Here is a 22,204-nt window from a genome sequence, read left to right as displayed (position 1 = left end):
TTCCCCCCAATGTCCATGCCCTTGCGCATTGCTGTCGGCGGCATCCATATCGAATGCAGCACCTACAATCCGGTTCTCAACGAGGAAAAGGATTTCCGCGTCGTGCGCGGCGAGGAGCTGACGGCAGCGCCCTATTTCGCCTTCCTCAAGGATTACGACGCCGAATTCTTGCCGACCATCCATTGCCGCGCCATTGCCGGCGGCCCGGTTTCCCGCTCGACCTACGAGCGCTTCAAGGCCGAGTTCCTCGACCGACTGAAACCTCTGTTGCCGCTCGACGGCCTCTACCTCGCCATGCACGGCGCCATGTATGTGCAGGGCATGGAGGATGCCGAGGGCGACTGGATCACCGCCGCCCGCGATCTGGTCGGCCCGGATTGCACGATCTCGGCCAGCTACGACCTGCACGGCAATGTCAGCCAGCGGATCATCGACGCGCTCGACATGTATTCAACCTACCGCACCGCGCCGCATATCGATGTCGAGGAGACGATGCGTCGCTCGGTGAAAATGCTGGTCGAAAGCCTGAAGACAGGCGTCAAGCCGGTCCTTCTCTGGGCACCGATCCCGGTCGTATTGCCCGGCGAGCGCACCTCGACGGTCGATGAGCCGGCCAAAAGCCTCTACGAGATGATGCCGGAAATCGACGCGATCGACGGCGTCTGGGATGCCTCGCTGATGGTCGGTTACGTCTGGGCCGACGAGCCGCGCGGCACGGCCGCCGCGATCATGACCGGCACTGACCGCGCCGTCCTCGAGCGGGAAGCCAGGCGCGTCGCAAAAGCCTATTGGGATGCGCGCGAAAAATTCGTGTTCGGCTGCGAGACCGGTTCGATTGAGGAATGTGTCGACAAGGCGATCGCCTCAAAAACCGCCCCTGTCGTGCTTGCAGAATCCGGCGACAACCCGACCGGTGGCGGCGTCGGCGATCGTGCCGAAGTGCTGGCCGACCTGATCGCGAAAAAGGCAACCGGCGTCATCTTCGCCGGCATCGCCGACAAGGCGGCGACAGAGGCCTGCTACGCGGCCGGCGTCGGCGCCGAACTCGACCTCTCGATCGGCGCTTCGCTCGACACGATCGGCAGCAAGCCGGTCAAGGCGAAGGTCAAGGTCCAGTTCCTCCACGAGACCACCGACCTTGCCGACCGGCAGGCGGTTGTCACGATCGGCGGCATCGAACTGGTCCTCTCCGCCAAACGCCGCCCCTACCACTACATCGCCGATTTCACCCGCCTCGGCCTCGACCCGAACGGCGCAAAGATCATCGTCGTGAAGTCGGGCTATCTCTCCCCGGAACTGGCCCCGATCGCCAATCCGAACCTGATGGCCCTGTCACCCGGCGTCGTCGACCAGTTCGTCGAACGCCTGGAACGCCACCGCAAGCTGAAGCCGACCTATCCCTTCGACAAGGATTTTGCCTACGAGCCACAGGTGTTCGTCTCGGCGCGGTCCGCGGGTCGGGAATGAGCATCCCCTGAAATCGGTTGGCGCCGCCTCACGGCGCTGACGTTTTGTGGAGGGAAGACGAGGAATTCCTAGCCTTCCGGGCAGGCGGAAAGCCTGACAAGATCAGATGGCATTACCTGGATATCCGCGAATCCTAGCTCATTCGATGCTTGAGAAAAGCGTCGGCACGGCACTTACTCGCCCGCGCAGTAGGCCTTTTTCGGCGGCGGAGGCAAACATGGCAAAGCGGCGAAAAAGGTGATTATATTGGTACAGATCCTAGCGCGCCGAGATGAAACTATAGGAACTTTAAGATGGCTAAACTTAAAGAACCTGCACGCTTCATATGGGACGACCGCCTTTCGCCCGAGGACAAGGGAACAGTGGACGATATCAATCGAATTCTGAGCCGCCTCTCAGACAGCAGAGCGATCGAGATCAATATTGCCGGACCATTTCTAAGGTCAAAGATGGCATGGAAGCTCGCTGTTTATAGCCAAGGTCTCCAGCATCGTATTGTTCATTTGGCCGACGCTGTTGCAATCTGCTGGAATAACAAAAGTGCGCTCGGAACTTTCTTGGCTGGTAGGGCCATCATAGAAACCGTAGCCACCATATCCCTCCTCAAGGACCGCACAGTCACTCATTTAGCAACCAAGGATTTAGCTGCACTCAACGAGATTTTAGCCAGCAGCACCTTTGCTACTCGTGATAGGGTACTGGTTATCGAATATCCAGAAATCGCAGCGCAAAACGTCATGACGGTGATTGGTAAATTGGACCGGATCATTCCGGGTGTATTGGCTCACTTTGAGCGGATGTCAGAGCGATGCCATCCTAATGCCTCTGGCCACACGAGGATGTTTTCTCGACGCGACAAGATCACCCATACGACGACTTACGTAGACGAGGTGGATTCCGAGGGAAACGCGCAAAGTGTCTTGGCCTCATTGATGTTGGTACAGTTCGCAGAGGCATTGTTTTCGGAGCTCGGAAAGCTGACTCTCGACTTAGCGAAATTGCAACATGAGATGAATCCTGCCACGGAATGAGCCACCCCTGACGTGTGAGAGTTGATGGGGCGACGAGGCTTATCAAAATCGGCTTTTGCTGCAAAGTTGCTTGCCTGAACCCGACCTGAGAAAACCCCTTGCCTACTCCCCAGCCGTTGCAAACACCGCGCTGGCATCGCTGACGATCGCCACATGCGAATAGGCGGCCTGCCCTGCCGCGACCGCATCAGCGCGCATGATCGCCATGACGATCTGATCGTGCTCTTCATAGGATTTAGCAAGGCGCCCCGGCAGGCGGAACTGCGCGCGGCGGAAGGGTGCGAGCCGCGCCCGCGTCTGGGTCACCATCTCGAACACATGGTCGTTATGGGCGCCGCGATAGAGCCTTGTGTGGAATTCGGTATTGTGCGCCGCATATTCCTCTTCCGCGCCTGAATGCACCAGCCGCATCGAGCCGCGGTGGTCGAGCTCCAGCGCCCGCCGCTCGTCCACCGTCATCCGTTCCGCCGACAGCCGCGCGCAAATACCTTCGAGCTCGGCCATCGCCTCGAACATCGAGTGGAGATGGGTCTCGGTGACGTTGGTGACGACGGCGCTGCGGTTCGGCTCGCGGCCCACAAGCCCCATGGCACCGAGTTCGCGCAGGGCCTCGCGCACCGGGGTTCGAGAAACCTCGAAGCGTGAGGCGAGCGAAATCTCGTCGAGCTTCTCGCCCGGCAGGAGGGCGCCCGTGACGATCATGTCGGCAATCGCCCGCACCATCTGTTCGACGGTGGTTCCGGTACGGATGACTTCTCTGCGCCTAGCCTGCTTCACGGGACGATTCTGTTTAAACTTCACAATTTGCATACAGATGCCGTTCCGGACTCCATAAGTCAAATAACGCCGCCAACGTCACGGTAACTTTCAGCTTTCCGATGTCGGAAAGGCACCACCGGCGATTGCCGTATTGCCCCTCCCGAGAATTGTTGAGCAAATAATAACTATTGATTATTTCTTAAGCGAAAATGCGATGAATCTGTATGCACTTTCCGTTGCAGAGTTTTCGGCTTGTAAAATTTCTATTCTATACCAAAGGCTTGAGTTCTGGCACGCACATTGCATGCACTTTACTGTACCCGTTCGAAACCGGCCCAGAGCCGCAAGGAGCATGCCGATGACCAAACTCCTTCCCATGAATCGCCGCAATTTCCTCCAGGCTTCCGCCGCCGGCCTGGCTGCTGGTGCCGTCCCCGGCCTGATCGGCTCGCGGGTCATGGCGCAGACGGCGCTGACCGTCGGCTTCATCTACGTCGGCCCGAAGGACGACTATGGCTACAACCAGGCGCATGCCGAGGGTGCCGCCGTCATCAAGAAGATGCCGGGCATCACGCTGGTCGAAGAGGAAAACGTTCCGGAAACCGTCGATGTCCAGAAGACCATGGAGTCGATGATCAATCTCGACGGCGCCACCCTGCTCTTCCCGACCTCGTTTGGTTATTTCGACCCCCATATGCTGGCGATGGCCGCGAAATATCCAAAAGTGCAGTTCCGCCATTGCGGCGGCCTGTGGACCGAGGGCAAGAACCCGATGAATACCGGCTCCTATTTCGGCTATATCGGCCAGGGCCAGTATCTGAACGGCATAGCCGCGGCCTATGCGACCAAGAGCAAGAAGATCGGCTTCGTGGCCGCCAAGCCCATTCCGCAGGTGGTCCAGAACATCAATTCCTTCCTGCTCGGCGCCCGTTCGGTCGATCCGACCATCACCTGCCAGGTGATCTTCACCGGCGAATGGTCGCTCGCCGTCAAGGAGGCCGAAGCCACCAACGCGCTGGTCGACCAGGGCGCCGACGTCATCACCTGCCATGTGGACAGCCCGAAGGTGGTCGTCGAGACCGCCGCCCGTCGCGGCGCCTTCGTCTGCGGTTACCATGCCGACCAGAGCGCGCTTGCCAAGGACAAGTACCTGACCGGCGCCGAATGGGCCTGGGGCAATGTCTATACGAACTTCATCAAGGCGGCCCAGAGCGGCGGCAAGCTCGGCAATTTCGTCCGCGGCGGCCTGAAGGACGGCTTCGTCAAGATGAGCCCGCTCGGACCGGCCGTCTCTGCCGAGGGTCGCAAGAATTTCGAGGCGACGCTTGCCGAAATCATGACCGGCAAGTTCTCGGTCTTCAAGGGCCCGATCAAGGATAACAAGGGCAATGTCGTCGTCACCGCCGGCAAGTCGTTTGCCGAGGATGCGATCGAGCTCGAAAGCATGGGTTACCTGGTCGAGGGCGTCGTCGGGTCCACGTCCTGATCTCGAGGTGAAGGAGAAGCGCCATGACGGTCGAAGCGAACGATCCGGGACTATCGATAGCAACGGGGAGCGGTGCTTCGCTGCGCCCCGTCCTCGAATGGCTGGCGCGACGGGCTGAACCCGTGGCGATCGGGCTCGTGGCGATCCTGATCGGCCTGGCGCTTTTCTCCCTCTTCATCCTGGCGATCGGCAAGTCGCCGGTCACCCTTTTCCAGCTCATGTACACGGGCGGTTTCGGAAGCTGGTTCTCGATCCAGAACAGCCTTTCCCGGGCCGCACCGCTGCTGCTCACCGCGCTCTGCGTCGCGCTGCCGGCACGCCTCGGGCTCGTCATCATCGGCGCGGAAGGCGCGGTCGTGCTGGGAGGCGTCGCGGCGGCGGCCAGCGCCATGCCCTTCGTCGGCGTGGTGCCGCCGATCGTGCTGTTCATCTTCATGGGTTTCGCCGCCATGGTCGTCGGCGGCATCTGGATCGGCTTTGCCGGTTTCCTGCGCCACTATCGCGGCGTCAACGAAACGATCTCCTCGCTGCTTCTGGCCTATATCGCGATTGCTCTGATGAACCAGTTCGTCGAAGGGCTGCTGCGTGACCCGGCCAGCCTCAACAAGCCCTCCACCAAACCTCTGCCGAAAGAATACATGCTCGGCCAGATCCCCGGCATGGACGTGCATTGGGGCCTGGTCATCGGCGTCGTCGCCTGCATCCTCTCTTGGGTGCTGATCGAGATCACCAGCTTCGGCTTCGCCGCCCGCATCGCCGGCGGCAACGTCCGCGCCGCGCAGATCCAAGGTCTGCCGGTCGGCAAGCTGATCGTCGGTTTCACCGCCATTGCCGGCGGTTTCGCCGGCCTCGCCGGCATGATCGAGGTCGCGGCGGTTCAGGGCAGCGCCAACGCGTCGCTCGCCGCCGGCTACGGTTATACCGGCATCCTCGTCGCCTTCCTGGCGCGCCACAATCCGCTGGCGATCATCCCGGTCGCTATCCTGCTCGGCGGCATCGCCGCATCGGGCGGCCTGATCCAGCGGCGCATGGGGCTTCCGGATGCGACGGTTCTGGTGCTGCAGGGCACGCTCTTCATCGTCATCCTCTTCTGCGAGACCTTTTACGGCCGCTTCAAGATCTTCAATCCCGACCTCTGGAAAAGGAGCCTCTGATGGAAGACACAGGTATCGGCCTCTGGGGCGTGCCGCTGGCGATCTTCGCAGGCGCCATCCGCGTCTCCACCCCCTTCATCTTCGTCTCGCTCGGGGAGACGATCACCGAGCGTTCCGGCCGCATCAATCTCGGGCTCGAAGGCACGCTCGTTTTCGGCGCTATGACCGCCTATGCGGTGGCTGTGATGACCGGTTCGCCGACCTTGGGCGTGCTGGCGGCGATGGCGACCGGCGCCATGTTCGGCACGATCCACGGCTGGATCTGCAAATGGCCCAAGGTCAACGATATCGCCATCGGCATTGCGATGATGCAGTTCGGCCTGGGCCTCGCCTTCTTCCTCGGAAAATCCTTCATCCAGCCGGTGGCGCCAAAACTGCCCTCCATTCCGCTCGGCGGCTGGTCGGCGGTGCCGCAGGTTCAGGCGGCGCTCAACATCAACGTGCTGTTCTTCATCGGCGCTGCGCTGGCCCTCTTCCTGTTCTGGGCCTTCAAGAACACCCGCATCGGCTTGATCCTCCGCGTCGTCGGCGACAGCACCGATGCAGCCCGCGCCATGGGCATCAGCCCGGACCGGGTGCGGCTGCTGGCGACTGCCGCCGGTGGATCGCTGGCCGCGATCGGCGGCGCCTATCTGTCGCTCTATTATCCCGGCTCCTGGAACGAGGGCATTTCCTCCGGGCAAGGGTTGATGGCCGTGGCGCTGGTGATCTTCGCCCGCTGGAACCCGATCGGCTGTTTCCTTGCCGCGCTGCTGTTCGGCGGTGCCGGCGCACTTGGGCCTGCCCTGCAATCGGTCGGCGTCACGCAAGGTTATTACCTGTTCTACGCGGCACCCTACGTGCTCACCCTGATCATCTTGATTGCCACCTCTTCGCCCACCCGCTCGCTGGCAGGCGCGCCAGGCGCGCTGTCGCTGACGAAATAAGGGAGACCGGTCATGAACGGGCATATTCTATGAACGGGCTCGGCGGCCTCAACAAATCGGAGCACGGCGTCGGTATCGGCCTCGTCCAGCTCCAGCTTCCGGTTACTGTCACCAGGGAGGATCTCGCCCGGCAGACACAGGTGATCGTCGATCTCGTCGCCAAGGCCCGGCGCAACCAGCCTGGCATGGATCTCGTGGTGTTTCCCGAATACGCGCTGCACGGGCTTTCGATGGATATCAATCCGGAGATCATGTGCACGCTCGACGGCCCGGAAGTCGCAGCGTTCCGGAAGGCCTGCAAGGAAAACAGCATCTGCGGCTGCTTCTCGATCATGGAGCTGAACCCCGGCGGCATGCCCTATAATTCCGGCATCGTCATCGACGATAACGGCGACCTGAAGCTCTATTACCGCAAGATGCATCCTTGGGTGCCGGTCGAACCCTGGGAGCCGGGCGATTTCGGCATTCCGGTGATCGACGGGCCGAAGGGCGCAAAACTCGCGCTGATCATCTGCCATGACGGCATGTTTCCGGAAATGGCCCGCGAATGCGCCTACAAGGGCGCCGAGATCATGATCCGCACCGCCGGTTACACCGCGCCGATCCGCGAAAGCTGGAAATTCACCAACCAGTCAAACGCCTTCTGCAACCTGATGGTGACGGCGAGTGTGTGCATGTGCGGCTCTGACGGCACGTTCGATTCGATGGGCGAAGGCATGGTCTGCAATTTCGACGGCACGATCATCGCCCACGGCACATCCGGCCGCGTCAACGAGATCATCACCGCCGAAGTGCGGCCTGACCTGGTGCGTGAGGCCCGGCTCGGCTGGGGCGTCGAGAACAACATCTACCAGTTCGGCCATCGCGGTTACGTCGCGGTCGCAGGCGGAGCCGGCGATGCGCCCTACACCTACATGCACGATCTGATCGCCGGAAAATACAGGCTGCCCTGGGAGGACGCGGTGAAGGTCACCGACGGCACCTCCTGCGGCTTCGACAAACCCGTGCGGTCTTATGGCGAGACGTTCAAGCTGGCTGGCGAATAGGAGAGACAATGATGGACGCGATGGTTGAAACCAAAGGGCATTATATCGACGCCGATCCCTATGCCTGGCCTTATAACGGCGATCTGAGACCGCAGAACACCGCCCTCATCATCATCGACATGCAGACCGATTTCTGCGGCAAGGGCGGTTATGTCGACCACATGGGTTACGACCTGTCGCTGGTCCAGGCACCGATCGAGCCGATCAAGGTGGTGCTCGCCGCCATGCGGGCCAAGGGCTATCACATCATCCACACGCGCGAAGGCCACCGGCCCGACCTCGCCGACCTGCCCGCCAACAAGCGCTGGCGCTCGCAGCGCATCGGCGCCGGCATCGGCGATCCCGGCCCCTGCGGCCGCATCCTCACCCGCGGCGAGCCCGGCTGGGACATCATCCCGGAGCTCTATCCGATCGAAGGTGAAGTCATCATCGACAAGCCGGGCAAGGGCTCCTTCTGCGCCACCGACCTGGAACTCATCCTCAACCAGAAGCGCATCGAAAACATCGTGCTGACCGGCATCACCACCGATGTCTGCGTCTCGACGACGATGCGCGAGGCGAACGACCGCGGCTTCGAATGCCTGATGCTCGAGGATTGCTGCGGCGCCACCGACTACGGAAATCACCTCGCTGCCATCAAGATGGTCAAGATGCAGGGCGGCGTCTTCGGTGCCGTCTCCAATTCCGAAGCACTCGTGAAGGCCCTGCCCTGATGCCTTCGCTGCGTGCCCACGTCTATCGCATACCCGCCGACGGCCCGGACGATGTCGCCGGCGTCGAGGCGTTGTTTGCGGGCGGTCTTGCGGCGAAGAACGTCGTGGCGGTGCTCGGCAAGACCGAAGGCAACGGCTGCGTCAACGATTTCAGCCGTGGATATGCGACCCGCAGCTTCGACGACTTGTTCCACAGGCATGGTGTCGATGGGGTTTCAACCGTCATGTCGGGTGGAACCGAAGGCGCGCTTTCGCCGCACTGGACGATCTTCACCCGCGAAACTGTGGAAGCGCCCGGCGAACGAGCGCTTGCAATCGGTGCCTCCCGCACACCCGTTCTGCCCACCCATCATCTCGGACGCCGGCAACAGGTTCTGCTCGTCGCCGACGGGGTCAGGGCGGCAATGCGGGATGCCGGTATCGACGACCCGGCGGATGTGCATTTCGTCCAGATCAAATGCCCGCTGCTGACGTCGCGCCGGATCTCCGAGGCGGAGGCCGCGGGCGCCACCGTCGCGACCCGCGACACGCTGAAGTCGATGGGCCTGTCGCGCGGCGCCTCCGCGCTCGGCGTCGCGGTGGCGCTTGGCGAGGTCGACGAAGCGGAAATCGCCGATGCCGATATCGGTATCCGTTTTGCCCTCTTCTCGAATTGCGCCTCGACATCGGCCGGTGTCGAACTGATCGACCACGAGATCATCGTCCTCGGCATGAGCTCCCAGTGGTCCGGCCCGTTCGCGATCGATCATGCGGTCATGGAAAACGCGATCGACGCACGTTCAGTCCGCCGGGCGCGTGAACGCCTGCCGGAACACAGCCGCCTTGCAGCGGTTCTCGCCAAGGCCGAGCCGGACCCTTCCGGCAAGATCGGCGGCAAGCGCCATACGATGCTGGACGATTCCGACATTTCCGGCACGCGCCACGCCCGCGCTTTCGTCGGCGGCGTTCTCGCGGGCGTTTTCGGCATGACCGACCTCTACGTCTCGGGCGGCGCCGAGCATCAGGGACCACCCGGCGGCGGCCCCGTCGCTATTATCGTCGAAAAGGAGACTTGAAGTGAGCATCGTCCGCGATACGCCCCTACCCCAGGCCGGCAAGGCGGTCGGCATCGAAACGCTCGGCATGACCATGCGGTTCGGTTCCTTCACCGCGCTCGACAACGTCTCGATCAGCGTGCCCGCCGGTTCGTTCCATGCTCTGCTCGGCGAAAACGGCGCCGGCAAGTCGACGCTCGTCAAATGCATCATGGGCTTCTACCACGCGACATCCGGCTCGCTCTCGGTCGACAGCCGTGAAGTCTCGGTCGCCTCGCCCAAGGATGCCGCGACCTACGGGCTCGGCATGGTCTACCAGCATTTCACGCTGGTCCCGTCGCTGACCGGCGCCGAAAACCTGGTGATCAGCCGCACCTCCGTGCCCTCGGTGATCAACTGGGCGAAGGAGCGCAAGGATCTTGCCGCCTTCATGGAGCGCATGCCGTTCCAGATCCCGCTCGAACGGCCGGTGAGCGAGCTGGCGGCCGGCGAGAAGCAGAAGCTGGAGATCGTCAAGCAGCTCTATCTCGGCCGTTCCTTCCTCGTGCTCGACGAACCGACCTCGGTGCTGACGCCGGCCGAAGCCGACGAGATGCTCGGCATCGTGCGCGGCATGACCGAGCGCGGCGAACTGACAGTGCTGATGATCAGCCACAAGTTCCACGAGGTGACGAAGTTTGCCGATGCGGTCTCGATCCTGCGTCGCGGCAAGCTGGTCGGCACCGGCAAGGTCAGCGAACTTTCCACCTCCGATATGGCGGGAATGATGATCGGCGACGTCAAGCTTGCAGAACTCGACAGCCGCCTGCCGGTGCCCGAGGCTGCGAAGTCGGTATTGAAGGTCGAACAGGTCAAGGCGCCGGATCGCTCCGGGCTGAAGACGATCGAGATCGACAACCTGACGGTCCGATCCGGCGAGATCGTCGGCATCGCCGGCATTTCCGGCAATGGCCAGAAGGAACTGACCGAGATCCTCGCCGGCCAGCGCCCGACCGACAGGGGCACCGTGACCGTCAACGGCGAGACCTACGGCGCGACCCGCCCCGAGACCCGCAGGAACAATGTCCGCTTCATTCCCGAAGAACCGCTGCAGAACGCCTGCGCGCCAAAAATGACGGTCAGCGAAAACCTTGCCTTCCGCACCTTCGACCTGAAGGGTGACGGCAAGGATGCGATCTGGCTGAACAAGGGCGAAATGAAGAAGCGCGCCTCCTCGCTGATCTCGGATTTCAAGGTCAAGACCGCCTCGTCCTCCTCGCCGATATCAGCGCTTTCCGGCGGCAACGTGCAGCGGGCGGTGCTGGCGCGCGAACTCACCGGCGACGTCGATCTGTTGATCGTCTCCAACCCCTGTTTCGGCTTGGATTTCTCCGCAGTCGCCGAAATCCGCGCCCGCATCATGCGGGCCCGCAACTCAGGCACCGCCGTGCTGCTGCTCTCGGAAGACCTCGACGAGCTGCTGGAAATGTCGGACCGCATCATGGTGATCTCGGAAGGCAAGCTGGTCTACGAAACACCGATCCGCGCCGCCGATATCGGCGTCATCGGCGCCCATATGGCGGGGCATCACTGATGGCCGAGGGGATAATCGAGATCAAGGCAGAACCCTTCGCCTTCCCGGCGAAACCGGAAACGCTGGCGCTTATCGTCATCGACATGCAGCGCGACTTCGCCGAGCCTGGCGGTTTTGGCGCCAGCCTCGGCAACGATGTCGGCCGCATCACCAGGATCGTGCCGGACGTCAAACGCCTCATCCAGGGGTTTCGCGATGCCGGCCTGCCGGTTATCCACACGATGGAATGCCACAAGCCGGACCTTTCCGACCTGCCGCCCGCCAAGCGCGACCGCGGCAATCCAACGCTCCGGATCGGCGATCTCGGCCCGATGGGTCGGGTTCTGATTTCAGGCGAACCGGGCACGGCGATCATCTCCGAACTCGCGCCGATCGGTGGCGAGGTGGTGATCGAAAAGCCCGGCAAGGGCGCCTTCTACGCCACCGAACTGGGTGACGTGCTGAAGGCGAAAGGCATCAGCCAGCTCGTCTTTGCCGGCGTGACAACGGAAGTCTGCGTCCAGACGACGATGCGCGAGGCGAACGACCGCGGCTACGAATGCCTGCTCGCCGAAGAGGCGACCGAGAGCTATTTTCCCGAGTTCAAGGCCGCCGCCATCGCCATGATCCGCGCCCAGGGCGCGATCGTCGGCTGGACCGCTCATGTCGACGACATTCTGGACGGGATCACGCCAAAGGGGATGACCGATGCCTGAATCAACCCGCGAACTTCTGACGCTAGGTGGATGGAAAGACTTGGAATTCGAGCCTTTCCGCGACGAGGTCACGATCCACTGGATCCGCCCCTTCGAGGGCGACCAGCCGGGTGTGGCGCTACTGAAATACGAGGCCGGCGCCGGCGTTCCCCGCCACCGCCATGAAGGCCTCGAAACCATTCTGGTGCTCGAGGGCGTGCAATCCGACGAGGCCGGCGACTACGGCCGCGGCAGCTATATCGTCAATGCGCCCGGCACCGAACACTCCGTCTGGAGCGATACCGGCTGCGTCGTGCTGATCCAGTGGGACCGGCCGGTGACAATACTGGAAGAGGAAATGGCATGAGCTTGCCGGAACAGACGCCCGCCTTCGACATCGCCTCGCTTCACGCATTCTACCAGGATGGCGGCAGTGTCGCGCAGATCGTCGAGGCGGTTTTCGCGCGGATCGCCGAGGTCGATGATCCCGGCATTTTCATCCACCTGGCCGACAGGGAGACGGCGCTGGCGGAAGCCGCAAGCCTCGGCGCCTTTGATCCGGCGAAACCGCTCTTCGGCATTCCCTTCGCGGTCAAGGATAATATCGACGTCGCCGGCATGCCGACCACAGCCGCCTGCCCGGACTATGCCTACATGCCCAAGAAGGACGCGACTGTGGTCGGCCTGCTCAAGGCAGCCGGTGCTTTTGTCATCGGCAAGACCAATCTCGACCAGTTCGCGACCGGTCTGGTCGGTGTCCGTTCGCCCTACCCGATCCCCAAAAACGCCATCGACGCGAGGCTCGTGCCGGGCGGCTCGTCTTCCGGTTCGGCTGTGGCAACCGCGCAGGGCATCGTCAGCTTCGCACTCGGCACCGATACCGCCGGCTCGGGGCGCATTCCGGCTGGCCTCAACAATATCGTCGGACTGAAGCCGAGCGTCGGCGCGCTGTCGACCACAGGCGTCATTCCCGCCTGCCGCACGCTCGACTGCGTCTCGATCTTCGCTCTGACTGCGGACGACGCCTGGAAGGTCTTCTCCGTCGCCGCGAAATACGATGAGACCGACGCCTATTCGAAGGTTGCCCCAGTGACCGGATTCGGTTCGGCAGCGCCGGTGCTGACGATCGGCGTGCCGGCCAGGGCAGACCTGCAGTTCTTTGGCGATACGGTCATGGAGGCCGCCTACGGCGACGCCGTATCGATGCTCGCAAGGCTCGGACATCGGATCGTCGAAGTGCCGTTCGGCGATTTCTACAAGGTCGCCAACCTGCTCTACGAAGGCGCCTGGGTCGCCGAGCGTTATGCCGCGGTAAAGCCGTTCTTCGACACGAAGGAAGAGAGTTTCCACCCGGTGACGCGAAAAATCTACGGCGGCGCCAAATCGCTCTCCGCGGCCGACGCCTTCAAGGGTCTATATGCACTGCAGGCCCTGAAGAAGACGCTGGCGCCTCTGATCGCATCCGTCGATCTCTTCTGCGCGCCGACCGCGCCGACCCACTACACCCGTGCCGACCTGGATGCGGAGCCGATCCGGGAAAACTCGCGGCTTGGAACCTATACGAATTTCGTCAATCTGCTCGACATGTGTGGCATCGCCGTGCCGACCGGCACCCGTGCCGATGGCCTGCCGGCAAGCGTCACGCTGCTCGCGGCTTTCGGTCGCGACGGTCTCACCGCGTCCGTCGCCCGCGACCTTCACCACGCGAGCGGGCTTTCTCTCGGCGCCACCGGCTGGCCGCTTCCGGCGCCATCCGAAACGCCAGCAGTCGTCGCAAGCGACGACCTGATCGACGTCATCGTGGTCGGTGCGCACCTTTCCGGCATGCCGCTCAACCATCAGCTGACCGATCTCGACGGCACCTTTTCCCGCACTGCCCGGACTTCTGCCGCCTACAGGCTCTATGCGCTGGCCGGCACGGTGCCGCCGAAACCCGGCATGGTCCGCGTCGCCGAAGGCGAAGGCGGCGAGATCGAGGTCGAGGTCTGGAAACTGACGCCGGCGGGCTTCGGCCTGTTCGTCGCGGCGATCCCGGCGCCGCTCGGCATCGGCACCGTCACGTTGTCGGACGGCACCTCCGCCAAGGGGTTTCTGGCCGAACCGTTCGCACTTCAGGGCGCGCTCGACATCACCGCCTATGGCGGCTGGCGGGCCTACCTCAAGGAGTTCGCGTCGCTGCCGCGGGTCGGCAACGTCGGCTGATCACACGGGACGCAGATCCGGAAAAGATGCGCATGTGAGGGAACGCCTTCACGCGCCGCCCGTTCGACTGCTGCGCCAATCAGGCGCTGGAGGAGAAATCATGGGTATCGAACAGGCGCCGACCGAAAAGGGTCGGGAATCCGCACGTGGTCTGAAGCAGAGCACCCGCAAGGAAGAGAAGAAGGTCGAAGCTCGGAAGGGATCGGACCTCGCCAAGGGAGCCGACCGTTTCGAGGAAAGATCGAAGAGTTCGGACGGCAAGAGCGCAGGTGCCAAGCAGAGGTAGAGCCTAAATCGCCCTGCCCTTACATCGACCAGGTCTCGCTGACGCGGCGAATGCATTGCAGCAGATTGACCGTCGGCGGCGTCATCAGGCCCTTCTTGCGGCGGTAGACGCGGAACGTCCGCTGCCAGTCGAGTTCGGGCACGTTGACGCGTGCCATGTCGCCCCGTTCCACCTCCTCGCGCACCAGGGGCAGCGGCATCCAGCAGAACATCGCTTCCGAGAGAACAGCGGCTTTCAGAACCGGCACTGAGCGGGAGACGATCGACGGCGCGTTTGGCTCCAGCGCATTGTCATGAAACCGCCGCTGCCACTCCCTGACGGTCGGTGTGCCCGGTGGAGGCATGGCCCAGTCGAACTTTGCAGCTTCCGCGAGCGTCACGTGCTCCCGTTTGATGATCGGATGATCGGACCTTGCAAAAACCGACACCGTATCGTGCATGATATCAGGCGTCGCCATGATAATGTCGTCGTCGAGATAGGGCTCAGGCGAAATCGCGATATCGATCGTTCCGCCCTTCAGCCCTTCCAGCACCCGGTCCTCCAGGTCCTCGATGACCTGGTACTGCACTTCCGGATGCTGTTTGCGCATTTCGCCGATCACCGCGATGATGAAGCCGCCAACGACGCTCGCCACCCCGCCGATCCGCACCACGCCGCGGCTGGCGCCGCGCATCTGCTGGATCACGTCTGTTGCATTGCCGATCTCGGAAACGACCAGTTTGGCATAGGGAAGCAGGGCATCTCCGAAAACGGTCGGCACCACGCCGCGCGTCGTGCGCTCGAAAAGAGGAACGCCGTAGCTGTCCTCCAGCCGCTTCAGCATGCGTGTTATCGCCGGCTGAGTCATGTTCAAGGCGGTGGCGGCCGCGCCGAGGCTGCCGCGCCGCGCGCATTCCAGAACGATTTGAGCCGATCGCACATCCAAAGTCATGCCTTGATGTAATGGATTATTGGAAATTCTTCAATTCCAAGATAGGGCGCTATCTGCGACACTTCCCACCACAAGACATGCGCTCAGGGTGGCAGCCCTGAAGGCCGGGAGGAGGCCTCGAAGCTATGAACAAGATGTCGCTGGATTTCCTGTCCAGCAGCACGAAGCTGCGTGGACAGACCGTAAGCGAGGCGGTTTTCGACTTTCTGAGGCAGAAGGGCATCGACCGCATTTTCGGCAATCCGGGTTCCACCGAATTGCCGATGTTCGTCAACGTGCCGGACGATTTTTCCTACGTGCTCGGCCTGCAGGAATCGATCGTTGTTGCGATGGCGGACGCCTACGCGCAGACGAGCCGCAAGCCGGCCTTCGTCAACCTGCATTCCGCCGCCGGCCTCGGCCATGCGCTCGGCAACATCTACACGGCCTACCGCAACCGCGCGCCGCTGATCATCACCACCGGTCAGCAGAGCCGCGAACTGCTCCCCCACGACCCGTTCCTGTTCGCCGAAAACCCGACCGCGTTTCCGAAGCCCTATGTGAAATGGGCCTGCGAACCGGCCCGCGCCGAAGACGTGCCGGCGGCGATCGCCCGCGCCTACTATATGGCGATGCAGGCGCCACGCGGCCCGGTCATGGTATCGGTTCCGTTGAGCGACTGGCAGGCACAGGCAGCCCCGATCGCCATCCGCGACGTGGAAACGGTGATCAGCGCCCCAGCCTCGGCGCTCGACGATCTGGCCCACCGGCTGAACGATGCTAAGGAGCCGGTGCTCGTTGTCGGACCGGGCGTCGATATCAACAATGCCTGGGACGCCACGGTGCGGCTTGCGGAAATCCTGCAGGCGAAGGTGTGGGTAAGCCCGCTTTCGTCCCGCTGCAGTTTTCCCGAGCGCCATCCGCTGTTTGCCGGTTTCCTGCCGGCCTTCCAGCCGAAGCTCGCGAACTGCCTGCATGGCGCCGATCTCGTGCTGGTGCTCGGCGCGCCGGCCTTCACCTATCATTTCGCCGGCTCCGGCCCGGATATTCCGGCAGGTGCGGAACTGTGGCTGATCACCGACGACCCGGCCCAGGCCGCGAGCGCCATCGTCGGCAACGCGATGGTCTCGAACCTGCGCGCCGCCACGGAAAGCCTCGTCTACCGCCTGCACTGCCGTCCGCAACGAACGAGCGGACCGGCCCGCACCATTCCGCGCCTGAAAACACCGAAGGGCATCACCCAGGAATTTTTCTACCAGACGCTCGCCGACGTTCGCTCGCCTGACAGCATCGTCTTCGAGGAAGCCCCAAGCGGCCGTGACGCGCTGCACGACTTCTTCCCGATCGAACGGCCCGGCGGCTTTTTCGCGACCGCCAGCGGCGGCCTCGGTTACGCTCTGCCCGGCTCGGTCGGCGCGGCCCTGACCAAGCCGGAACAGCCGGTCATCGCCGTCATCGGCGACGGATCGAGCCTCTATTCCATCCAGTCGATCTGGTCCGCCGTCGAATACGATGCCGATCTGATGATCGTCATCCTCAACAACGGCGGCTACAAGGTGCTGAAGGCGATTGCCGAGCGGAGTGGCTCCGGCCGCATCGACGGCGTCGACATCGGCCACATGGATTTCGTGCAAATTGCCAAAGCGCAGGGCTGCAAGGCCGTTCGCTGCGAAAAGGGCGACGAACTGTCGTCATGCCTGCGGGACCTTCTCAAGATGAAGGGGCCGCGGCTTTTGGAAATCATTCTATCCGAGGAGGAGACTGAAATGAATGTCGCTGTCAGAAACGAACAGGTCCTGAAAACTCCCGAAAAGTTCTTCATCGGCGGTGAATGGGTCGCCCCGCTCGGCACCAACAAGCTCGACGTCATCTCGCCGGTGACCGAAGAAGTGCTGATGAGCTATCCCGAAGCCAGCAACGCCGATATCGACAAGGCCGTTGCCGCGGCCCGCGATGCCTTCGACAATGGCCCTTGGCCGCGCATGACCTTCAAGGAACGTGCCGGTTACCTGCGCAAGATCGCCGACCTCCTGACCGCCCGCCTCGACGAGATCGCCAATGCCTGGACCACCCAGGTCGGCGCGCCGATCTTCCTGACCAAGAAGCTCGTCGGCCAGAACCCCGGCCTCTACAACTATTATGCAGGCCTGATCGAGAACGACGAGTTCGTCGATCAGCGCAAGCGCGCCGATGGCGGCGAAGTCCGTGTCGTGCGCGAGCCGGTCGGCGTCTGCGCCGCGATCACGCCGTGGAACGCGCCGATGGTGCTCCTCAACTACAAGGTCTCGGCAGCGCTTGCCGCCGGCTGCACGGTTGTCGCCAAGCCCTCGCCGGAAACCCCGCTGGACGCCTATCTTCTGGCCGAATGCATCGAAAAGGCCGGGCTGCCCAAGGGCGTCTTCAACCTCGTTCCGGCCGGCCGCGAAGGCGGCGATTACCTCGTCCGCCACCAGGGTATCGACAAGGTGTCGTTCACCGGCTCGACCATTGCCGGCAAGACGATCGCCGCCGCTTGCGCCGACCGCCTTGCCCGCGTCAGCCTCGAACTCGGCGGCAAGTCCGCGGCCGTGCTTCTCGACGATGCCGACTTCGCCAAGGCCCTGCCGGCGCTGATGGTCTATTCCATGCCAATCACCGGCCAGGTCTGCTTCTCGCTGACTCGCATCCTGGTGCCGGAATCCCGCAAACAGGAATTCATCGACCTCTATGTCGGCGCGGTGAAGAACATCAAGGTCGGCGACCCGGCGGATCCCACCACCCAGATGGGCCCGCTCACCATGGCGCGCCAGCTTGCCCGCGTCGAAGGCTATATTGCTGCCGGCCGTGCAGGCGGTGCGACGGTTGCCTGCGGCGGCGGCCGTCCGGCCGGTCTCGACCGCGGTTACTTCATCGAACCTACCGTCTTCACCGACGTGACGATGGACATGAAGATCGCCCAGGAAGAAATCTTCGGCCCGGTCGTCTCCATCATCAGCTACAAGGACGATGACGAAGCCGCAAAGATCGCCAATGACACGACATACGGCCTGTCCGGCGCGGTCTTCAGCTCCGATCCGGAGCGTGGTTATGCGTTTGCCCGCCGCATGCGGACCGGCAGCGTGACGGTCAACGGCATGATCGTCGACATCCATCATCCCTTCGGCGGGTTCAAGCAGTCCGGCATCGGCCGCGAGGGTGGTCCCGAAGGCCTCGAAAACTACTTCGAGGTCAAGACGATCCACATGGCCTGAGGCCATAGAGTCCAAACAGAAGGCCGCCGGGTTCATAATCCGGCGGCCTTCTTGTTTCGAAACGTCTGGTGGATCAGAGCACTTCGAAAACCCCGATCCGGACCGCATTTGCCAAACGTTCGCCGGTGCCGATGAACATGGTGTGGTTGAGCCAGGTGTATCTCGGATCACCGGTCTGCAGGCGCGGCGTGGTGCGCATGTAATAGAGCGCCGGATCGACCGCCTCGCCCGCCGCCAGCTTCGCCAGCACGTCCGGCGGACCGTGCCTGAAACCGAAATTGCGGATGTCGATCATCGCCCCGTCATGGGTTTCGATCACGTAACGGGTATCGAGTTCCGCGTAACCGGCATCATAGACGCTCTGCCAGTCCGCGCCGAGATTGAGGACGCGCCCGGAAAGACGCTCCCCCTCAACCACGCCGCCGATGATCGGGATGATCCGCCAGCGGCCGCCCGGGCCGCCTCCCTTCTCGATCGGCGCGCCGAGTTCGGCGCGGATTTCGCAAAGCTGTCTGAGGCTCGGTGCCATCATGTGCGTTATCTCATCGTTTGCGGCAGCCAGAGCGAAATCACCGGGAACGCCACCAGCAGGAAAAGCCGGATGATATCGTTGAGAATGAAAGGCATGACGCCGCCGTAGATCGTGGTGATCTTCACATCCTTCGCAATCGAATTGATGACGAAGACATTGATGCCGACGGGCGGCATGATCATGCCGAGCTGGCAGGCGACGACGATGATGATGCCGAACCAGACCGGGTCGAAGCCAAGATGGCTGACGACCGGGAACACGATCGGCACGAGCAGGATGATCATCGCCATCTCGTCCATCAAAGCCCCGGCGATGAGGAAAATGACCAGGATCAGCGTCAGCGTCCCATAGGGCCCGAGATCCATTCCGACCAGCAGTGCCGTCAGCTTCTGCGGCGACTGGGTGATTGCCAGGAAATAGCCGAAAAGGATGGCGCCGATCAGCACGCTGAACAGCGAAACCGACGTCCGCAGCGATTCCACGAGGCTCGCCATGATGGACCGATAATTCAGCCGGCCGCGTAGCAAGCCGATGACCATGGTCATCAAGGCCCCGACCGCCGCCGCTTCCGTGGCTGTCGCAACGCCGAAATAAATCACCCCGATGACGGCGATGAAGAGGAGCATGACGGCCCAGACGTCCCGAAGCGATGCGAGAGCTTCTCTCAGCTCGAACGGCTTTCCGGGCGGCAACCGCTTGCCATGGGCGATCAGCACGGTCGCCATGTACATGAAGGTCGCCATGATGCCGGGGATGATGCCGGCCATCAGCAGCTGCGCGACATCCGTCTCCGTCAGAAAGGCGTAGACCACCATGATCACCGAAGGCGGGATCAGAATGCCGAGTGTGCCGCCTGCGGCGATAACACCGGTCGAGGTGGCATCGGCGTATTTCGCCTTGCGCATCTCGGGCAGCGCGATGCGGGTCATTGTCGCGGCGGTCGCAATCGAACTGCCGCAGATTGCAGCAAATCCGGCGCAGGCACCGATCGTGGAGAGGGCGAGCCCTCCCCGGAACTGTCCGAGCCAGGCATTGCCCGTCCTGAACAGTTCCCGCGACATGCCGGAATTGGTGGCAAAGGCACCCATCAGGATGAAGAACGGCACGAGCGTCAGGTTGAAGTCGGTAATGACGCGGATCGGCGATGTCGTCAGCAGGTTGAGCGCCGGCGACAGGCCGCGCATGGCGGCAAAGCCGAATATGCCGACCAGCCCCATCGAAACGCCGAGCGGAACGCGCAGGCCCATGAGCACGAACATGGCGACAAAGCCGCCGATAGCGACGAGATCAGCGGTATTCATACGCCATGGCCCTCAAGCGGATCGATATCTTCAGGTTCGCGCCGAACGAAAGGCGAGATCGCGGTGGTGACGACAGCCGATGCGCAGCCGAGCCAGATCAGTCCGATCAATGGCCAGACGGGGATGCGCAGATCGAACGTCGCTTCATTGCTCCGATAGGCGCTGGCGAGGCGGAAGAACATCATGTAGGCGAGCATGGCCGTGAAGACGAGGAGCAGCGCCCAGGCGATGAAATTGAGGACGCGGCGCCCCCGCTGACCCATAGGCTCGTAGAGCAGGTCGACCGCAATGTGCCCGCCGCGATAACCGAGCGACGCCAGGCCCCACATGATGCAGGCGCCGATCAGATAGCGCGAAATATCGAAGGAGTCGGGGATCGGCCACGCCAGGACATAGCGGCCAACGGTGGAAGCGACGATCAGGATGGTACACAGCCCCAGCAGGATGCCTGCCACAAGATCGACCACGTCGCTGAAGCGTTCCAGATAGCGGTTCATGGACAGCACTCGATGAACGGATGGAAAAGGGCGGGCGCCGCGACAGCACCCGCCTGCGAATGGTCCCGCCCGCGCTATTTCACGTCGGCGCCGTATTTCTTGAGCGTCTCCTGCAGGCTCGCCCAGGCCGCCTTGGCGTCTATGCCGGCCTTGGTGGCTGCAGTCTCCCATTCGCCCTGCAGCGAACCCGTCGCCTTTTTCCAGAGGCCCACCTCATCCGGGGTTGGCTTGTAGAGGGTGTGGCCGCCCGCATCGATCATCTTCTGGCGCCCGGCCGCTTCCGCATCGGCCCATTTGCTGGCCATCTTCTCGGCCCATTCGGGCGTGCAGTGATCGTCGATCACCTTACGGTCGGCGGCGGAAAGCCCGTCGATCTTGGCCTTGTTGATCACGAAGGCGAAGGTCGTGGCATAGAACGGCAGGTCGAGATGATGCTTGGTCACGTCCTGCAGACCGAACGTATAGATCGAGTTCCAGGGCGAGGCGGTCATGTCGGCACCTCCCTTGGAGATCAGTTCGCGCATTTCGCCCGCCGGCACCTGCACCGATGCGGCGCCGAGCGAGCTCACCATGCGGGCCATGGTCGCGTGCGCCGGGCGGATGTTCTTGCCCTTCAGGTCGGCAGGAACCTGGATCGGTCCCTTGACGCCGTGCAACGTTCCCGGGTCATGCAGATGCACCATGCAGACGTAGACGTCCTTCATTTCCTTCTGGGCGTACTGCCCATACCATTCGTCGAGCGCCCGCGACCCGCCCTTGGCATTGGCGATCAGGAAGGGAATTTCGCCCGCCGCGATGATCGGGAAACGCCCCGGCTGATAACCCGGATTGATGAAGCCGATATCGACGATACCGTCGCGCGCCATGTCGTAATGATCGGGTGCGGCGCCGAGCTGAGAGGCGGGGTATATGGTGATGTTGATGCGCCCGCCGGACGCTTCCTTGATCGATTTCGCCCAAGGCTCCATTCCGCCCGGCTGCAGCGCATGGGTGGCGGGTACCCAGTGCGACAATGTCAGTTCCACGTCGGCGGCGTGAGCGGGTGCAATCAGCGCCGCGAGGCAGGCCGAAGCGAGCAATGCCTTCAGTTTCATGTGTTTCTCCTCCCTTTGAGATCAGAGGCCGGCGGGGCTCCCTCCCCGCTGCGGCCAGCGAATATCGCGGTCAACCCACCAGGAGAGTTCAAGCCCCGGGCGGATCGACAAAGTCGTTGGAAATTCCGTGAAGAGACGCAATTGCGGCGCCCATAAAAACGGCCGGCGAAAGGTCGGCAGCGGCGCAGCCCCTCGTCATCTCAGCAGCCGAAACCGAACCCGCCATGTCTGTGGCAGATGCAACTGTCTCGGCCATCTGTGTATACATCGATTTCCTCCCATGCCCGGT

At 62.6% G+C, this 22,204-nt stretch carries 20 protein-coding genes; 14 read left to right on the top strand and 6 right to left on the bottom strand.

Annotated elements, in window-relative coordinates:
- The first annotated feature begins 21 nt into the window (after positions 1 to 21).
- Positions 22 to 1,467, top strand: a complete 1,446-nt coding sequence (locus tag C5J26_RS04900) for a M81 family metallopeptidase (protein WP_105400960.1) — start codon at positions 22 to 24, stop codon at positions 1,465 to 1,467.
- A gap of 293 nt (positions 1,468 to 1,760) precedes the next feature.
- The gene (locus tag C5J26_RS04895; RefSeq protein ID WP_105400729.1) at positions 1,761 to 2,498 is read left to right on the top strand and encodes a hypothetical protein; all 738 of its coding nucleotides are present in this window, start codon (positions 1,761 to 1,763) and stop codon (positions 2,496 to 2,498) included.
- Between the two features lie 102 nt (positions 2,499 to 2,600).
- Here C5J26_RS04895 and C5J26_RS04890 read toward each other — a convergent pair whose 3' ends face one another.
- Positions 2,601 to 3,275, bottom strand: coding sequence for a GntR family transcriptional regulator (locus C5J26_RS04890; RefSeq protein ID WP_105400728.1), 675 nt, complete (start codon positions 3,273 to 3,275; stop codon positions 2,601 to 2,603).
- A 340-nt stretch (positions 3,276 to 3,615) separates the two neighbouring features.
- Here C5J26_RS04890 and C5J26_RS04885 point away from each other — a divergent pair, with 340 nt between their 5' ends.
- From C5J26_RS04885 to C5J26_RS04835, 11 genes are all read left to right on the top strand, one after another.
- A complete protein-coding gene (locus C5J26_RS04885) occupies positions 3,616 to 4,743 on the top strand; it encodes a BMP family ABC transporter substrate-binding protein (RefSeq protein WP_105400727.1) in 1,128 nt (375 codons plus the stop codon).
- A 23-nt stretch (positions 4,744 to 4,766) separates the two neighbouring features.
- Positions 4,767 to 5,897: an ABC transporter permease gene (locus C5J26_RS04880; RefSeq protein WP_105400726.1), complete on the top strand. Its 1,131-nt coding sequence runs from the start codon at positions 4,767 to 4,769 to the stop codon at positions 5,895 to 5,897.
- Positions 5,897 to 6,823 (top strand): ABC transporter permease, encoded by a 927-nt coding sequence (locus C5J26_RS04875; RefSeq protein WP_046633422.1) that lies wholly within the window; start codon positions 5,897 to 5,899, stop codon positions 6,821 to 6,823. The genes C5J26_RS04880 and C5J26_RS04875 overlap by 1 nt, the downstream gene beginning before the upstream one ends.
- 29 nt (positions 6,824 to 6,852) lie before the next feature.
- Entirely contained in the window at positions 6,853 to 7,869 is a 1,017-nt protein-coding gene (locus C5J26_RS04870; protein ID WP_105400725.1) for a formamidase, read from the top strand.
- Between the two features lie 11 nt (positions 7,870 to 7,880).
- Positions 7,881 to 8,582 carry a cysteine hydrolase family protein gene (locus tag C5J26_RS04865; RefSeq protein ID WP_105400724.1) on the top strand — a complete coding sequence of 234 codons (702 nt, stop codon included), beginning with the start codon at positions 7,881 to 7,883 and terminating at the stop codon, positions 8,580 to 8,582.
- Entirely contained in the window at positions 8,582 to 9,637 is a 1,056-nt protein-coding gene (locus C5J26_RS04860) for a ring-opening amidohydrolase (protein ID WP_105400723.1), read from the top strand. Before C5J26_RS04865 ends, C5J26_RS04860 begins: the two co-directional genes overlap by 1 nt.
- Before the next feature lies 1 nt (position 9,638).
- Positions 9,639 to 11,189, top strand: coding sequence for an ABC transporter ATP-binding protein (locus C5J26_RS04855; protein WP_105400722.1), 1,551 nt, complete (start codon positions 9,639 to 9,641; stop codon positions 11,187 to 11,189).
- 11 nt (positions 11,190 to 11,200) lie between these two features.
- Positions 11,201 to 11,884, top strand: coding sequence for a cysteine hydrolase family protein (locus C5J26_RS04850; RefSeq protein ID WP_105400959.1), 684 nt, complete (start codon positions 11,201 to 11,203; stop codon positions 11,882 to 11,884).
- On the top strand, positions 11,877 to 12,230 hold the full coding sequence (locus C5J26_RS04845) for a cupin domain-containing protein (RefSeq protein WP_038587764.1): 354 nt from the start codon (positions 11,877 to 11,879) through the stop codon (positions 12,228 to 12,230). Before C5J26_RS04850 ends, C5J26_RS04845 begins: the two co-directional genes overlap by 8 nt.
- Complete coding sequence (gene atzF, locus C5J26_RS04840; protein ID WP_105400721.1) at positions 12,227 to 14,065, top strand: allophanate hydrolase; 1,839 nt, start codon at positions 12,227 to 12,229, stop codon at positions 14,063 to 14,065. Before C5J26_RS04845 ends, atzF begins: the two co-directional genes overlap by 4 nt.
- A 100-nt stretch (positions 14,066 to 14,165) precedes the next feature.
- Positions 14,166 to 14,351, top strand: a complete 186-nt coding sequence (locus C5J26_RS04835) for a hypothetical protein (RefSeq protein ID WP_105400720.1) — start codon at positions 14,166 to 14,168, stop codon at positions 14,349 to 14,351.
- A gap of 19 nt (positions 14,352 to 14,370) precedes the next feature.
- Here C5J26_RS04835 and C5J26_RS04830 read toward each other — a convergent pair whose 3' ends face one another.
- The gene (locus C5J26_RS04830; protein ID WP_172745752.1) at positions 14,371 to 15,270 is read right to left on the bottom strand and encodes a LysR family transcriptional regulator; all 900 of its coding nucleotides are present in this window, start codon (positions 15,268 to 15,270) and stop codon (positions 14,371 to 14,373) included.
- A 137-nt stretch (positions 15,271 to 15,407) separates the two neighbouring features.
- On the opposite strand from C5J26_RS04830, the gene mdlC reads away from it, so the two are divergent.
- A complete protein-coding gene (gene mdlC / locus C5J26_RS33585) occupies positions 15,408 to 18,491 on the top strand; it encodes a benzoylformate decarboxylase (RefSeq protein ID WP_206051154.1) in 3,084 nt (1,027 codons plus the stop codon).
- Positions 18,492 to 18,564: 73 nt separating this feature from the next.
- Here the strand turns inward: mdlC and C5J26_RS04815 are convergent, their stop codons facing one another.
- The 4 genes from C5J26_RS04815 to C5J26_RS04800 form a co-directional block, all read right to left on the bottom strand.
- Positions 18,565 to 19,023 (bottom strand): DUF3237 domain-containing protein, encoded by a 459-nt coding sequence (locus C5J26_RS04815; RefSeq protein WP_105400718.1) that lies wholly within the window; start codon positions 19,021 to 19,023, stop codon positions 18,565 to 18,567.
- 5 nt (positions 19,024 to 19,028) lie between these two features.
- Positions 19,029 to 20,324 carry a TRAP transporter large permease gene (locus tag C5J26_RS04810; RefSeq protein WP_105400717.1) on the bottom strand — a complete coding sequence of 432 codons (1,296 nt, stop codon included), beginning with the start codon at positions 20,322 to 20,324 and terminating at the stop codon, positions 19,029 to 19,031.
- Positions 20,321 to 20,821 (bottom strand): TRAP transporter small permease, encoded by a 501-nt coding sequence (locus C5J26_RS04805; RefSeq protein ID WP_105400716.1) that lies wholly within the window; start codon positions 20,819 to 20,821, stop codon positions 20,321 to 20,323. The genes C5J26_RS04810 and C5J26_RS04805 overlap by 4 nt, the downstream gene beginning before the upstream one ends.
- A gap of 74 nt (positions 20,822 to 20,895) precedes the next feature.
- A complete protein-coding gene (locus C5J26_RS04800) occupies positions 20,896 to 21,915 on the bottom strand; it encodes a TRAP transporter substrate-binding protein (protein ID WP_105400715.1) in 1,020 nt (339 codons plus the stop codon).
- Positions 21,916 to 22,204: the final 289 nt, after the last annotated feature.

The organism is Neorhizobium sp. T7_12, from assembly GCF_002968535.1.
Lineage (GTDB): Bacteria > Pseudomonadota > Alphaproteobacteria > Rhizobiales > Rhizobiaceae > Neorhizobium > Neorhizobium tomejilense.
The sequence above is the reverse complement of the archived record's forward strand: the minus strand, read 5'-3'. Positions and strand labels throughout refer to the sequence as shown.